This window comes from Clostridium celatum (genome assembly GCF_021412605.1).
Classification (GTDB): Bacteria; Bacillota; Clostridia; order Clostridiales; family Clostridiaceae; genus Clostridium; species Clostridium celatum.
Window position 1 is genome coordinate 14,102 of the sequence record NZ_JAJKGM010000022.1, and the last position, 16,393, is coordinate 30,494.

Here is a 16,393-nt window from a genome sequence, read left to right on the forward strand (position 1 = left end):
CTTTTAGTAATAATTATATATAATACTAAAGATAAACTAATAAAATGAACAAAAGAGCTTAGCTGTAAGATGGCAAGGGTTAGTAGGCATTCAAAAAAAGTTATATGTGGGGGAATACTAAAGATGGGAATAAAAGAAGTAGTAAAAAAAATTAAAATAAAACATGGGACTAATGATCCATTTGAATTGTGTGAAAGATTAGGAATTTGGGTATATATAGTACCTTTAGGAAAGGCACAAGGTCATTATACATATGCTAAACGTAAAAAAGTATTTTTTATAAATCAAGAGCTTTCAGATGTAGAAAAGTATTTTTGCTGTGCTCATGAATTAGGGCATGCTTTGTTGCATACAAAGAACAATGTATATTTTAATAGCTCTAATACATTTTTTATTCAGAATAAATTTGAAAATCAAGCTAATGAATTTGCTGCAGAACTTCTTATAGATAACGATATTTTAAAAAAGTTTGAAGGTTATTCACTAGAAAAAATTTCAGAATGTACTTCTATTGATGTAAAATACTTAAAATTAAAATTTAAATAACTAAAAACAAGTTAAAATTTGCCTATATTAGAGAGCCACCGAGCACCAACCCTTAAAAAATTAAAATAGTAATTCCCTAAATATAAAAATATAAAGTGTTCTTATTTGAACACTATTATTTTTAACAACTTAGAGAACATACATTCTTTTAATATTCAATTTAAATCCATTATTACCATATAAAAAAGTATTTCAATGTAGATATAAATATAAAATGATGATATATTTTAAAATTAAGGAACTTAAGGAGGAATTAACAAATGGAATTACAACACAATATTACCTACAGAAAAAAAGATAAAGGATGGCAATTCATAATATCTTATAAAGATTACGATATTGGTAAATGGAAACAAAAAGCTAAGCAAGGATTTAAGAGTAAGCAAGAAGCAAAAAGAGCAGCTGATAAAGCTCTCGAAGCTATAAAAGAAGCTATTAAATCTACAAAGAATTTAAATCTGGATTACTCTGAAGTAACATTCAGCGAGTTTTATGAAATATATAAACAAGATAATGACTTGTATCAAACTGCTGCTACAATTTCAAATATGAAGTATTCTGTCAATAGCTTTAAAGCATTATTGGATTTTCCTCTTAAATCTATTAAAACTAAAGATGTGCAAAATATTATAGATGACTTATACCGAAAAGGCAGAACACAAAAAACTATTGAATCTAAAGTAGGATATATTAAGATTTTATTCAATTCGGCAGTTAAGAAATATAAAATACTTAATGTATCTCCTTGTGATGATATTAAACTAAAGAAGAATAAAACAATAATAAAAAGAAGAGCTTTAGATGATGAGGAAGTTAAAGCTCTTCTCTCAAAATTAAAACATGACAAAGAAAAATATTACATAGTTTCATTAATAGCTGTTACAGCAGGGCTTATAATAGGAGAAATTTTAGGATTAACAAAAGATGATATATTAAATAATGGTATAGATATTAATAAGCAATTTAAAGATATAGGAAATGGTATTTGTGGGCTTGGTCCTCTTAAAAGCAGGAACTCTAATAGAATAATCCCAGTACCTGAAATTACAATTAAGGAAATTAGAAATTATATGGTTAATAATAAACCAGCTGAAGATGGTAGAATATTTAATTTTGGAGAAAAAAGAAGTTTTCAGACTGTACTGAATAAAAGAATGAAAAGTTTAGGATTCAATGTGTGTTTACATGAACTTAGGCATACATATGCAACTAAATTAATTGCATCGGGTGTAGATTTTAAAACAGCAGCCTATATACTTGGTCATGATGTTAAAGAAACTATGAATACTTATACTCATGTTACAGATAGCATGTTAATGAATGCAAAGAATATAATTAATAGCAATTTTGAAAATTTAGATATATAATTTCATTTTTGCCGTTTTTTTGCCGTTTATAGTTTTTGAGTTGTTATATTGCAATAAAACAAGTGTTTATAAGGGGTTATTAAAGCAGTATCTCATCATCGGTGTCAATGCCATAATTTAAATTCCTCCATACATTTTATATTTTTGTTTATTTATATATTATCATATTTTATTTTTTTTTGTTATATTATAGCTACTATTTAAATAATATAAATTAAAAGCAACCCAGATTTTTTCTGAGTTGCTTACCTATACACATATATTACTTACAAACTTCACCTATTAGTGAAAAGTTTTGAGCTTTGGTAATTGTAACATTTACTATATCTCCTACTTTTACACCTTCAGCTGCAAAATTAACTAATCTACCATTTCTAGTTCTACCACTTAACTTAGATTCATCATTCTTACTAGTACCTTCAACTAGAACTTCAACTATTTTCCCTTCATAAGCTTTATTTTGAGCTATTACATTAGAATTTACAGCTTCAACTAATCTGTTAAATCTATTATGCTTATCTTCATCATTAACTTGATCTAACATCATATCTGCTGGCGTATTATTTCTTCTTGAATAAATGAAAGTAAATGCCGCATCATATTTAACTTCTTTAACTAATTCTAATGTATCTATAAAATCTTCTTCTGTTTCACCAGGGAACCCAACTATGATATCTGTAGTTAATGCTACATCTGGAATTTCTCTTTTTATTTTATTTACTAGTTCTAAATAATACTCTCTTGTATAATGTCTATTCATTTTCTTTAGTATTCTATTTGAACCACTTTGAACAGGTAAATGTATTTGCTCACATAGTTTTCCACATTCTTTTATAGCTTTAATTACATCATCATTTAAATCCTTTGGATGAGAAGTCATAAATCTAACTCTTTCTAATCCATCTATTTCATTTATCATTCTTAAAAGTTCAGCAAAAGAAACTTCATTTTCTAATCCTTTTCCATAAGAATTAACATTTTGACCTAAAAGTGTTATTTCTTTATATCCATTTGCAACTAACTCTTTTATTTCCTTTAAAATATCTTCTGGCTTTCTTGATCTTTCTCTTCCTCTAACATATGGAACTATGCAGTATGTACAGAAGTTATTACATCCATACATTATAGTAACAAAAGCCTTAACATCACTTTTTCTATCAACTGGAAGACCTTCAACAATTTCTTCTTCCTTATTAAATATCTCTTTTATTTGAACACCTTCTGTTTTAACTCTATTTAAATACTCTGGGAATTTATATGCATTATGTGTTCCAAATATAATATTAACATACGGGAATTGTTTTAATATCTTATCTGCCATTCCTTCTTGTTGCATCATACATCCACATATTCCAACTATTAAATCAGGATTTTTAGCTTTTAATGCTTTTAATTGTCCTAAATTACCAAAAACCTTATTTTCTGCATTTTCTCTTACACAACAAGTATTAAATAATATTATTTCAGCCTCTGTTTTTTCTTCTGTTCTTGTATATCCTAATCTCTTTAACATACCTGAAAGTTTTTCAGAATCTTCTTCGTTCATCTGACACCCATAAGTATGAATATAAAAGTATTTCCCTTCACCTTGGTTCTTTAATTCGTCTAATGACTTATAATCAAATACTTTTGTCATAACTCTCTCCTCCATTGTAAACATAAAATAGAATTCTTAATGTATTATAACATAACATTTTGCAAAAAATAAAGTGTTAGCCCATTTTATCTCTAAAAAACATTACTTTCTTTCCCATTTATTTATAATAAGTTTAGGTGAAAAACCTATCCAACTATATAATTTTAATGCAGATATATTATTTTCCTCTACTCTAATATATAAATCTAAAATATCCATTTCTTTGCAAGCCTTTATTAATGAACATAATAATATTTTACCAAAACCATACCCTCTAAATTCATTAATGATTCCAAAGTTAACAACAGTATACATTCCTCTATTATAAATTACTTGCCCATATCCTATTGCAATATTATTAATCTTAACAAACATTGATAAATCATCGATATAATAATCTTGTTTTATATCATTTTCTATATCTTCTAATTGAAGAGGTGATCTATCTTCATTAAAAAAAACACTATTTTGTATATCACACCGTAATTGCTCTTCTTCATTTTTCTTCATTATTTCTGTAGTAATTACTAAATTATCATATTTTTCATTTGTGAAATATATAAACTTTTCTAGTATTGAAATATCATTTTCAATACTAGAAAATAATTTATCTATATAATACTGTTTTGAAAAAGAGTTAACTTTAATATTCATTAATACAGATGGATTTACTTTCTTAAAACCCAAATTTTTAAGCATAATGTTATTAGTTTTATCATCTTGTGTTTCATAAGTAAGAATTGTATTATTAAAAGATTTAAGAATAGATTCATCTAAACATTCTAAGTATTCCTCTTTAACATATAAAGACCATATTCTTATAGGAATTTCAACAGGAACTTCATACCATATATATCCTATAATTTCACCATTATACACAAATAATTTAACAAACTTTTTGAAAAAAATTTTAAAAAAGAATTTTTCCTTTTCATAATATTCAAAAAAGTCTTTATCATAATTTTCAACACTAATTCTCTCTAAACTCAACTCTCTAAACTTCTCAAAATTACTATTAGATAATTTTTCTAATAAAACCATATATACCTCATTAATAATTAATACTATATAATATAAAAAGATTACACTAATATTTATATGTGTAATCTTTTTAATATACGCTAAATTTTATTGAGCATCTTTTATACTAAGTGCAATTTTTCTATTTTCTTTATCAATACTTAATATAATACATTTAACCTCTTCACCTATAGTTAATACTTCTGATGGGTGCTTTATATGATCATGGCTAATCTTTGAAATATGAACTAACCCATCTATTCCTGGTTCTAATTCAACAAATGCACCAAAATCATTTATTCTTACTACCTTACCTAAAACTGCAGAACCTTCAGTATACTTTTCATCTATTACGCTCCATGGTTCTGGAGTAAGAGCTTTAATACTTAATGATAATTTCTTTTGTTCTTTATCTAATCCAATTATTTTTACATCAATAATTTCACCAATTTTTAATATTTCATCACATGAATTTATATGCTTCCAAGATATTTGAGATAAATGAATTAATCCATCTACACCATTTATTTCAGCAAAAGCTCCGAATTTAGTAAATCTTTTTACTTCTGCTTTAACTACATCCCCTTCATTTAACGAATCCCATGTAGCTTGTTCTTTTTGTAGCTTAGCTTCTTCTAAAATAACTCTTCTAGATGCTACAATTTTAGATAAATTTTCTCTTGAAAAATCTATTAATCTTACAGTTAAAGTAGTATTAACTAAAGCATTTTTATCTTCAACATATCTTACATCAATTTGTGAAGATGGTATAAATATTCTAACACCATTAAAATATGCAACTAATCCCTTTTCTTTAGCTTCTTTAACTATAACATCAAAGTTTTCTCCACTTTTAAATAATTCTTCTAATTTAAATAAAGTTTCTTCTTTTTCATATTCTAGACGTGATAATACAACATAATTATCTTCATTCTTTAATTTAATTACCTTAGCTGTAATTTTATCACCTATATTTAAGTTGCTTAATACTTCATTAACTCTATCTTGAGCTGCTAATTCCTTTATTGGAATAATACCATCTATTTTATATCCTACTAAAGAAATAACAATTTCATCACTCTTAATAGAGAATATTTCTCCTTCTATTTCATCTCCTATACGAAACTTTCTATCCATTTCATTCATTAAAGTTAATTGTTCTTCCATTTTATTTTCCCTCCATCACTTCAATTACTTCCTTTATTATCCAATCTGGAGTTGATGCTCCAGCTGTTACACCTATTGTATTTATTGATGAATCATCTATTAAACTTTGTGGTAGCTCCTTTGCATTTTCTATATGTATAGTGTTTTTACAATTTTCTTTTGCTATTTCATATAGTTTAGTTGTGTTTGAACTATTTTTTCCACCTACAATAATCATAAAATCTACAGTTTTTGATAATTCTAAAACACTGCTTTGTCTTTCTTCAGTAGCTGCACAAATAGTATTAAATTGCTTCAATTCGCTAACCTTATTATTTAAATTATTAATTGTAATGTTCCAATTTTCTTCTTTTTCTGTAGTTTGAGAAACAACACACACCTTATTAGGTAAATCTTCAATAATTTTACCATCTTTTGTTACTATTGCTTCATTATTACACCATCCGTTTATCCCAATAACTTCTGGATGATTTTTATCACCTAAGATAACTATCTTATAGCCTTCATTTGAAAATTTATTAACTTTCTTTTGTATATTTGTTACAAATGGACAAGTTGCATTAATAACAATTAAGCCTTTATCAGTTAATAGATCAAATACCTCTTTAGAAACTCCATGAGATCTAATTAGTATTACATCTCCAGAATTTAAATTTTCTATATCATTAATATCTATAGCATAAATATCATTATCTTCAAGGTAATTTACCACATCGTTATTATGAATTAATGGTCCTAATGTATATATTTTTTTATTATACTCTCTTTGAGTTTTTATAGCTTCATCTACTGCTCTTTTAACACCAAAACAAAAACCAGCATTTTTAGCTAATGTAACTTTTCTCATTACTTTTCTCCTATGATATTCAGTATATTATCTATTTTAAATCATTTTGTATTAAATTACAAATTATTTCAGTTACTTCCGTAATATTATAATTTGAACTGTCTATTTCTTTAGCATCTTCTGCCTTTCTTAATGGATCTGTTTCTCTATTGCTATCTATATAATCCCTCTTTATTATATCATCTAAAAGCTTATTATAATCCACATCTATTCCTCTATTTTTCAATTCAGAATATCTTCTTCTAGCTCTTTCTTCTGGAGTTGCCGTTAAAAAGAATTTGAATTTAGAATCTTTTAAAACAACTGTTCCAATATCTCTTCCATCCATTATTACATCATACTTCTCTGACATCTTCCTTTGAAGTGCAACTAATTTTTTTCTTACTTCTGGTATAGATGCATACTCAGATACTATCTCACTTATTTCTGGCATTGTTATTTCGTCTTGGATATTAACACCATTTAAAATTAAATCATCATTTTCAAAATGCATTTCCATTTCATCTATAATATCCATTAAGCTATTAATATCACTTGAAGATATATTATTTCTTTTAGCAACTAAAGCAACTGCTCTATACATTGCTCCTGTGTTTATATACATTAAATTAAACTTTTTTCCCACTAATTTTGCAATTGTACTTTTCCCAGCACCTGCTGGCCCATCTATAGCTACAGCTATTCTCATTTAAATTATCCACCTTTCAAGCATATGTATTTTTATTATATATAAATTAAATTTAATTTTCTATATATTATCTCCAGCTAAATAACCAGTTGATAAAGCAATTTGTACATTATATCCGCCAGTAAAAGCATCAACATCAATTATCTCCCCAGCAAATGATAAATTATTAATTTTTTTTGATTTCATCGTAGAAGGATCAATCTCTAAAGTGCTTACTCCACCAGCTGTAACAATAGCTTCTTCTAGTGGTCTTAATCCTTTTACTTTCATTTTAATTCCTTTTAAAAGTAAAACTAAATTTTTTCTTTCTTCTTTAGTTATGACATTAACTTTTTTATTTTCAGGAATTTTAGATAATTCTATAATAATTGGAATCATTTTTTGAGGTAATAATTCATCTAACGAATTTTTAAAATCTTTATTTTGATATTTTTTAAAATCTTTTTGAATCCTTTTATCTAATTCTTGTTCACTTAATGCTGGTTTTAAATCTAGTACTGCTACATATTCTGATTTATCAATTATACATCTAGAGGCACTTAAAACTAGAGGACCTGAAATTCCATAACTAGTAAACAGCATTTCACCTTGATTTTTATATAAACTTTTATTATTTTTAGTTATACTAAGAGAAATGTTTTTAAGTGATAAGCCCATAACTTCCTTAATCCACGGTTCATTAATTTCTATAGGTATTAATGATGGCTTTAATTCAGTAACTGTATGCCCTAACTTTTTAGCAAATTTTTGACCTTCACCTCTTGAACCTGTCAACGGATAAGATGCTCCCCCAGTAGCTAAAATATAATAGTCCCCAACACATTTTTTATCGTTGTTAATTTCAACATATTCAATCTTATCTTCTTTCATAATTATATTAGTAACTTTTGAATTAAGCTTAAGTTCCACACCTGATTCTTTTAGTGCTGTTGATAGTCCCCTTATTATATCTGAAGATTTATCTGAATAAGGAAAAACTCTTCCTCCACGCTCACTTTTCAATTTTATTCCTTGGTTTTCAAAAAAATTTATAGTATCTTCATTTGTATAAGAATACAATGCACTATATAAAAAGTGAGGATTTCCAGGGATGAAATCAAAAAACTCACTAATATCTTTTGAATTTGTTACATTACAACGACCTTTTCCTGTAATAAATAACTTTTTTCCTACCCTATCATTTCCGTCTAATAAAATTACATCGTGTTTTTTAGCAGCTGTTATAGCAGCCATCATGCCGGCTGGTCCAGCACCTATAACTATGACTTTTGCCATTTAAAGTCCTCCAAGTATCTTTTATTTTATAATTAACAATAAGTAAAGGAATTAACATATGCTAATTCCTTTATATGATTAGTTTAATCATCAATTACATTTCTATTATTATAAGAATAAACATTATATTCTTGCCATATTTCTTCTAAGTTATTAAAAACATTAGATATATTTTCTTTTTCTCTCATTCCAACTGCAATAATTAATGCATTAATAACAGACAAAGGTGCAACTAACGAATCAACAAATGATGCCATATTACTTTGAGCAATTAATGAATAGTCAGCTCTAGTAGCTAAAGGAGATAAAAAGCTATCAGTAACTGCAACTACTGTAGCACCTCTATTTTGTGCAAAAGCTAAAGCATCAATAGTTCTGCTTGCATACCTAGGGAATCCTATTCCTATAACTAAATCATCTTCTCCAACATTTATCATTTGTTCAAATATATCTGAAATTCCATAACCTACTGTTTTTACATTTTGTAATATTATATTTAAATAGAATCCTAAAAACTCAGCTAATGCCATAGAACTTCTTAAACCTATTATATATATCCTTTTAGCCGTAAATATATTATTAACTACATCTTCAAAGGTATTATAATCAATTTTCTCCATAGTTGCTCTTATATTTTCCATATCAGCTTTAAGAACACCTTTTAACGCATACCCTTCACTAATATAATCACTAGATAATTCTAACCTTTGAACAGTTGTAAGCTTATTCTTAATTAATTCCTGTAATGAACGTTGTAATTTAGGATATCCAGAAAAACCTAATTCTATTGCAAACCTAACGACTGTAGATTCTGATACACCTACAGCTAATCCTAATTTTGCTGCTGTCATAAATGCAGCCTTATCATAATTTTTAAGTATATATTCTGCAATTAATTTTTGACCTTTACTAAGCCTAGGAAACCTAAGTTGAATTAATTTCATTAAATCTCTTGATTCATCATTCATAGTTCTTTCCATTGTCTATTTCTTCTCCTATTTTTTAATAACTTAAATTATTTTAGCATTATTTAATAATTTAATCAACGAAATAATTATAATGTACTCTTTGAATTTGCAAGTTTTAATTTAATATTTTTCTTTATTTCTTTTCTATAACAACTAATAAAGGTGCTGTACTAGCTCTGTTTAAATACTCGTGTATCATAACCCCATAATGTTTTTTATTAAGAGTTTTTAAATATCCAATAATGCAATTTTCTTCTATCTTACCTTCATCATGACCTCTATATATAGCAATAGTCATCATACCACCACTTGCTAATAACTCTAATCCCTTTTGAATGCTAATTAAAGATGTATTAGATTTTGTAGTAATAGTTTTTTCTCCACCTGGTAAGTATCCTAAATTATATATTATACAATCTACTTGTTCTTTAATATAGTCTTCAAACTTATGATGAGAGTCATTTATCACAATAACATTATCATTTTTTATACTATAATTTTCACAAGCTTCCTTTTGTATATCAAATGCATATACTTTTTTAAAATTACTTGATAAAAAATCACAATCATATCCATTTCCTAATGTGGCATCAATTGCAACATTTTTCTTATCTAAATACCTACTTATTATATCATGAGATAACTCGCTGATATCAGACACATATCTAAACATTTTATAACCCCTTTATATATTTTATTTCGTCATCAGTTAAATTTCTAAACTCACCTTTTTTTAAATATCCAATTTTTAATTCACCAATTGAAACTCTCTTTAGTGTTAATACTTCATGATTTAAAGAAGCACACATTCTTCTTATCTGTCTATTTTTACCTTCATGTATTGATATTTCTACTGTACTTATAATTTCTTCTTTTTTCTTAATTTTACTATATCTTTTTTCTTCGCTTATTATGTCTATATCAGCTTCAGCTGTAATATAATCACCTATATTTATACCACTTTTGAATTTCTTAATATCAGACTCTGTAAATTTCCCCCTACATGTTGCTATATATTTTTTCTTTAATATTACTCTAGGATGAATTATATTATTATAAACACTTCCATCATTAGTTAAAAGAAGCAAACCTGAACTATCGTAGTCTAATCTCCCTATTGGGAATATTCTCTCCTCAACCTTAACTATGTCTAAAACTGTTTTTCTACCACGTTCATCTTTTACAGAAGTTATATATCCTTCTGGTTTATTAAGCATAATATATACTTTTTTCTCTTCAACTTTAATTTCTTTATCTTTATAAAAAACTTTATCAGTACTAGGATTAATTTTAGTTCCTACTTCTGTAACTAAAATCCCATTTACTTTTATTTCTCCATTTAAAATAATCTCTTCACATTTACGCCTTGATGCAACTCCACATCTAGCCATGTATTTCTGTAATCTTTCTTCCATACATTTCACTCCGTTACTTAATATTCAAAGTAATTATATATTTTAAAAATAATTTATACAATAAAAACTTGAACTATTTAAAAACTTCCTTTTTATTCTTTTAAAAATTATCGATAATTGTATTTATTTGTGATATTATATATTTATTGCTATTTATAGATAAAAAGGGGGATATTTCTATGTATTTAGAAAAAATTAAAATAGCCCAAAAAAATATTGAAGATATAATAGTGAAAACTCCATTATTATATAGCAATGTTTTTAGTGAAAATTCAAATAATAATATTTATATGAAATGTGAAAATCTTCAGTTAACAGGAGCTTATAAAATTAGAGGAGCTTTAAATAAAATTTCTTTGTTGTCAGATGAAGAAAAATCTAGAGGTGTAGTGTGCTCTTCAGCAGGTAATCATGCTCAAGGAGTTGCGTATGCCTCTTCTTTAATAGGAGTTAACTCTACTATTGTAATGCCTAAAACCACTCCTTACTTAAAAGTTGAATCTACAAAAAATTATGGTGGCAATGTAGTTTTACATGGTAAATGTTATGATGATGCTTTTCTTGAAGCAAAAAGAATAGAAAATGAGCTTGGTAAAGTCTTTATACATCCATTTGATGATATTGACGTCATATGTGGACAAGGTACTATTGCTTTAGAAATCTTTAATGACTTTAAAAACTTCGACTATATAATTTGTCCAATCGGTGGAGGTGGACTTATAAGTGGTATAAGTCTTGCTGCAAAAGAAATAAATCCTAATATAAAAATTATTGGTGTACAAGCAGCTGGAGCTGCATCAATGAAAAAAAGTATTACTAATAAAGCTATTACAACACTAGATAGTGTTAATACCATTGCTGATGGTATAGCTGTTAAAACACCTGGAAACTTAACCTTTGAGATAATAAAAGACCTTGTTGATGAAATTATTACTGTATCTGAAAATGATATCGTAGAAACATTTCTTTTGCTAACAGAGAAACATAAATTATTGGCAGAAGCTTCTGGCGTTGTTTCTTTAGCTGCCCTTAGAAAATTAAATGTCAAAAACAAAAATATATGTTGTGTTATAAGTGGTGGAAATATTGATATGCTAACAATATCATCATTAATAAATAATGGTTTAGTTTCAAAAGGTAGATTATTCTGTTTCTGTTTAGAACTTAGAAATGTACCTGGTGAACTTTTAAAGATATCTGAAATATTAGCAAAAGAAAATGCCAATATAGTCAAATTAGATCATAATCAACTAAAAGCAATTAATAGGATTCATAATGTTCAATTAGAAGTTACAGTAGAAACTAATGGACATGAACATATTGAACAAATTATAAATGCCTTTGAAAATGAATCATATTCTATTAAAGTCTTATATTAAATAATAGGAGCTTTTAAAAAATTTATTTTTAAAAGCTCCTATATATTTAATATCGTATGATTATACTATAGTGTAAATTTAACTAACCAAATTGAAATTTAGAATTTCATTTAATTTTAAACACCATATTTTTTATAGTATTCTCCAATTGCTTCTTTAATCTTATCATCAATAACAATTTTCCCATCAATTTCTCTATTATATAAATATTCAACTACTTCAGCCATAGTAACTATTGGGTATGTTGTAATACCAAATGTATCTCTTATTTCTTCTTGAGCTGATTTTTCACCTTTTCCCTTTTCCATTCTATCAACAGAAATAACTAATCCTTTTATATTTACGTCACCTTGTGCTTTTAATATAGGTGCAGTTTCATATATAGAAGTTCCTGCAGTCATAACATCTTCAACAATTACAACATTGCTTCCATCATTCAACTTAGCTCCAAGTAAAATTCCACCTTCTCCATGATCCTTTACTTCTTTTCTATTTGAACAATATTCAACATTAACATTATAAAGTTTATTCATTGAAATTGCTGTAGTCACAGTTAAAGGAATACCTTTATATGCAGGTCCGAACAATACATCTACTTCATTCCCAATATGTTCATTTATAGTTTTAGCATAAAACTCACCTAGTTTTTCAAGTTGTTCTCCTGTTGTATAGTTACCTGTATTTATAAAGAATGGTGTTTGTCTACCACTTTTAGTAGTAAATTCACCAAATCTTAACACATTGCTCTTAACCATAAATTCTATAAATTCTTCTTTATATTTTTTCATATAAACATTCCTCCATATATGTATATTTTTCTTAAATATTGTAACATCATTCGTAAAAAAAATCTAATACTATATTTTATACAAATAAATTTTATAATTTATTATAATAATCACTAATATGGTTATAATTCTATAATATCAAATATTATAGGAGGTTATAATGAACAAAAAACTTTTATTTTCAATATCATTTTGCACAATACTTTTAACATTATTTATCTTAGTACATAATTCTATTTATTTTAAATTTTTATTTGAAATAATTAAAATAAATAAAAGTCTCCCTACAGTATCTAGTGATTTCTATAGTGATCCAATCGTAGATATAACCTATAAGGATATAGTCTATAAAACTAGAGATGATTTAAACTTAAAGTTAGATATATATAGTTCTGTTAATAACGATAGTCCATCTCCTGTTATTATTTATGTTTTTGGAAACGGTTGGACTGATGGTGATAAAGTTATTCCCTCTGGAATACATCCAATTATTAATTTGTTACAAGAAGAAGGCTATACAATAATAAGTACTTCCTACGAGCTTATTGAGGATGATATTATTTTAGATAAACAAATTTCAGATATAAAAGATACTATTCGTTGGGTATATAAGAATAGTGATGTCTATAACCTCGATACTAATAATATAGGTATTATATCTCCATCGGCTGGAGCTCAACTTTCAATGGTTGCAGCATTTTCAGATAATAGTGAATTTATTGATGATTTAAGCTTATCATCTTACCCCTCTAAAGTTAAATATATAATAGATTTATTTGGTCCTACATATTTATCTAAAATTAATTTATCAGAAGGCCCTGTTGAAATTACTAAAAATTTAACTGTTGAGAAGCTTGAAAATTTATCAAATTTATATAGTCCTGTTAATTATGTAGATTATAACCTTCCCAACACATTAATTATCCATAGTTTAAATGATAGTATAGTTCCATACTATACTTCCATAGATTTTTATAACAAAGCACTTGAATATAAAAATGATTTTAAATTTTACACACTTAATGATTGTACGCATTATTTAGAAAATTTATCAGAAGAGGAAGCTTTAAATCTATACATGACAATATTAGATTACATTATAGATCAAACTAAATAATATATTATTAAAATTACTATTTAACTGTTATTAAGTTAAGAGTTAAAAAATAAATTCAACTTATGCTGAATTTATAAAAAATTTTCATAAATAGTTTCTCCATTAACTCTTAACTCAATAATAAATTAATAATCATTCCTATTTCTTATATCAATATTTTATTAATATAAAATTTATATAAACAAACTTATAGGTATAACTAATAATGATTTCCCTTCAACTTTACACTTGGGTTCATTTGGTAAAAATATTCCTTTGTCATTTAAAATTTGTTTTAATGGAGTATATGAATTCAATAATGATTCATAAAATTGAGCTTGACCAGTTTTTCTTAACAAATGAATGCATTGATTTTCATCACATACTCTTATCACTTTCCCAATAACTTTACAAGTACACTCCATCTTATCATATATGCTACCATAGGAACTTAAAAAATTATCATTATTTACTGGTAAAACTACACTGCTATTTCCGCAATTTACAATCATATCTTGGCTATTATTGCTAGTTAATAAATCTTTTAAATAATTTACTTGTCCTAATAATGAATTATAATTCAAACCTAAATTTGAATTTAAACTTTGAGTGCTATTTATATATGAATTTAAATTATCACTTCCTATACTACTTAATATATTTGAAAAAGTATCTATATATGAAACCATTGAATCTGATGAAATTTCTCCGCTTATTTGCACATAATCTCCAACCTTAATATCTGTATTATCAGAAAAATCACCACTTATTTCCTTTATTAAATTTGCATTATTTAATCCACTTATTAGCTGTTGATGTATTTCAAATGTTGTATATATTCTCGTTAATTCTTCCTCTCTTCTTACAAATCTTCTTCCTTCAAGAGAATTATCATTTTCAAATGACTTTGTAATAGTATCAACCTCTGTATTGTTTTTACCTTTGTATCCATCACGTTCATCATAAATAGATCTATCTTCTCCGTAATTTTGCTCTCTCTCTTCCATATGATTTCTAGCTGTTAATGTCCTATCCTCAATCCATTTAGATGTACGTTTTTCTATGTAGCCGTTTATTATTAAAGAATTTAAATTTTTAGTTAATACTTCATCAAGATAAATTAATAAATCTAAAGAATCTAACAAAGACATTACCCCTTTCTTAGACTGTTAATATTAATAAAGTAATATTTCACTATTATATTATTCTATTAAGGTTCAAAATAATATTAGCTTTTTATATGCTTTATTAAATTTTCCACTATATCAAACTATTCTTTCATAAGAGAAATGAGCACACAAATTAATAAAATTATAAGTATAACTAGCAAAGAAACAGATGTTGATATAGTAATACTAAAGAATCCTAGAAATAACTTAATTCCAGTAAAAATTAAAATAAATCCTACTCCATATTTTATATAGTAAAACATAGTATTTAACTTTGCTAAAACAAAATATAAGCTTCTTAGCCCTAAAATTGCAAATATATTAGATGAATAAACTATATATGGATTAGTTGTAATTGAAAATATTGCAGGTATTGAATCTAATGCAAATAATATATCTGAACTCTCAATTAAAACTAAAATTAAAAATAAAGGTGTAGCTAAAATAATATTTCCTTCTTTTACAAAAAACTTTTCGTTGTGTAATTCTTCGCTAACAGGTATTATTTTGCTTAATATTTTTAATAAGCGACTTTCCTTAAAATCTGTTACCTCTTCTGAAGAAAAAAATATTTTTAAACCACTTGCAAATAAAAAGAAACTAAATATATATAATATCCAATGAAATTTATTTACAATTACAACCCCTACCCAAATAAATATAAATCTTAATATTATTGCACCTATTATTCCATAAGTTAATACACGCTTTTGATATTTTAATTTAATATTAAATGTAGTAAATATCATTAAAAAAAGAAATAAATTATCTACACTCAAACTTAATTCAACTATATATCCACTTAAAAATTCTAATGCATGTTGTTTTCCAAATACCATAATAATACCTAGGTTTACTATAATAGCCATGCTTACCCAAAAAATAAAAGTTTTTAATGCTTTTTTTGCTCTCAAATGATTTCTCCTTAAAATTACTTCACAGAATACTATATGATATATCATTTGAAATTATTTATTTATTTAAAAAAAGGTATCATACAGCTGATACCTTTAAATATGGATTACTTATTTT

General features: G+C 26.0%; 16 protein-coding genes. 4 read left to right on the forward strand and 12 right to left on the reverse strand.

All coding sequences use genetic code 11. The annotated features are described in order from the left end of the window. The first annotated feature begins 123 nt into the window (after window positions 1–123). Both LPC13_RS10305 and LPC13_RS10310 read left to right on the forward strand, forming a co-directional pair. Window positions 124–546, forward strand: a complete 423-nt coding sequence (locus LPC13_RS10305) for an ImmA/IrrE family metallo-endopeptidase (protein ID WP_234088794.1) — start codon at window positions 124–126, stop codon at window positions 544–546. A 260-nt stretch (window positions 547–806) separates the two neighbouring features. Next, entirely contained in the window at window positions 807–1,913 is a 1,107-nt protein-coding gene (locus LPC13_RS10310; RefSeq protein WP_234088795.1) for a site-specific integrase, read from the forward strand. A gap of 262 nt (window positions 1,914–2,175) precedes the next feature. Here LPC13_RS10310 and miaB read toward each other — a convergent pair whose 3' ends face one another. The 9 genes from miaB to LPC13_RS10355 form a co-directional block, all read right to left on the reverse strand. Then, window positions 2,176–3,549, reverse strand: a complete 1,374-nt coding sequence (gene miaB / locus LPC13_RS10315) for a tRNA (N6-isopentenyl adenosine(37)-C2)-methylthiotransferase MiaB (protein WP_195244984.1) — start codon at window positions 3,547–3,549, stop codon at window positions 2,176–2,178. Between the two features lie 102 nt (window positions 3,550–3,651). After that, window positions 3,652–4,590, reverse strand: a complete 939-nt coding sequence (locus LPC13_RS10320) for a GNAT family N-acetyltransferase (protein ID WP_005214957.1) — start codon at window positions 4,588–4,590, stop codon at window positions 3,652–3,654. An 87-nt stretch (window positions 4,591–4,677) separates the two neighbouring features. Beyond that, a complete protein-coding gene (gene rpsA / locus LPC13_RS10325; RefSeq protein WP_005214955.1) occupies window positions 4,678–5,736 on the reverse strand; it encodes a 30S ribosomal protein S1 in 1,059 nt (352 codons plus the stop codon). 1 nt (window position 5,737) lies between these two features. Then, complete coding sequence (locus LPC13_RS10330; RefSeq protein WP_005214953.1) at window positions 5,738–6,583, reverse strand: 4-hydroxy-3-methylbut-2-enyl diphosphate reductase; 846 nt, start codon at window positions 6,581–6,583, stop codon at window positions 5,738–5,740. 31 nt (window positions 6,584–6,614) lie between these two features. Beyond that, window positions 6,615–7,271: a (d)CMP kinase gene (gene cmk, locus LPC13_RS10335; RefSeq protein WP_005214951.1), complete on the reverse strand. Its 657-nt coding sequence runs from the start codon at window positions 7,269–7,271 to the stop codon at window positions 6,615–6,617. A gap of 60 nt (window positions 7,272–7,331) precedes the next feature. After that, on the reverse strand, window positions 7,332–8,546 hold the full coding sequence (locus LPC13_RS10340) for a BaiN/RdsA family NAD(P)/FAD-dependent oxidoreductase (RefSeq protein ID WP_005214948.1): 1,215 nt from the start codon (window positions 8,544–8,546) through the stop codon (window positions 7,332–7,334). Between the two features lie 83 nt (window positions 8,547–8,629). Next, entirely contained in the window at window positions 8,630–9,526 is an 897-nt protein-coding gene (locus tag LPC13_RS10345; RefSeq protein ID WP_005214946.1) for a MurR/RpiR family transcriptional regulator, read from the reverse strand. Between the two features lie 121 nt (window positions 9,527–9,647). Next, window positions 9,648–10,187, reverse strand: coding sequence for a tRNA (mnm(5)s(2)U34)-methyltransferase (locus LPC13_RS10350; protein WP_005214944.1), 540 nt, complete (start codon window positions 10,185–10,187; stop codon window positions 9,648–9,650). Window position 10,188: 1 nt separating this feature from the next. After that, complete coding sequence (locus tag LPC13_RS10355) at window positions 10,189–10,929, reverse strand: pseudouridine synthase (RefSeq protein WP_195244981.1); 741 nt, start codon at window positions 10,927–10,929, stop codon at window positions 10,189–10,191. Window positions 10,930–11,108: 179 nt separating this feature from the next. Between LPC13_RS10355 and ilvA the strand changes: the two genes are divergently transcribed. Continuing rightward, complete coding sequence (ilvA, locus tag LPC13_RS10360) at window positions 11,109–12,308, forward strand: threonine ammonia-lyase (protein ID WP_051040720.1); 1,200 nt, start codon at window positions 11,109–11,111, stop codon at window positions 12,306–12,308. Window positions 12,309–12,424: 116 nt separating this feature from the next. On the opposite strand, the gene pyrE is transcribed toward ilvA, so the two are convergent. Next, window positions 12,425–13,096, reverse strand: coding sequence for an orotate phosphoribosyltransferase (gene pyrE / locus LPC13_RS10365; protein WP_005214938.1), 672 nt, complete (start codon window positions 13,094–13,096; stop codon window positions 12,425–12,427). A gap of 160 nt (window positions 13,097–13,256) precedes the next feature. Here pyrE and LPC13_RS10370 point away from each other — a divergent pair, with 160 nt between their 5' ends. Beyond that, window positions 13,257–14,213, forward strand: coding sequence for an alpha/beta hydrolase (locus tag LPC13_RS10370; RefSeq protein ID WP_005214937.1), 957 nt, complete (start codon window positions 13,257–13,259; stop codon window positions 14,211–14,213). A gap of 173 nt (window positions 14,214–14,386) precedes the next feature. Here LPC13_RS10370 and LPC13_RS10375 read toward each other — a convergent pair whose 3' ends face one another. Both LPC13_RS10375 and LPC13_RS10380 read right to left on the reverse strand, forming a co-directional pair. Next, the gene (locus tag LPC13_RS10375) at window positions 14,387–15,337 is read right to left on the reverse strand and encodes a DUF6414 family protein (protein WP_040419910.1); all 951 of its coding nucleotides are present in this window, start codon (window positions 15,335–15,337) and stop codon (window positions 14,387–14,389) included. A gap of 125 nt (window positions 15,338–15,462) precedes the next feature. Next, entirely contained in the window at window positions 15,463–16,275 is an 813-nt protein-coding gene (locus LPC13_RS10380; RefSeq protein ID WP_051040719.1) for a TerC/Alx family metal homeostasis membrane protein, read from the reverse strand. Window positions 16,276–16,393 lie beyond the last annotated feature (118 nt).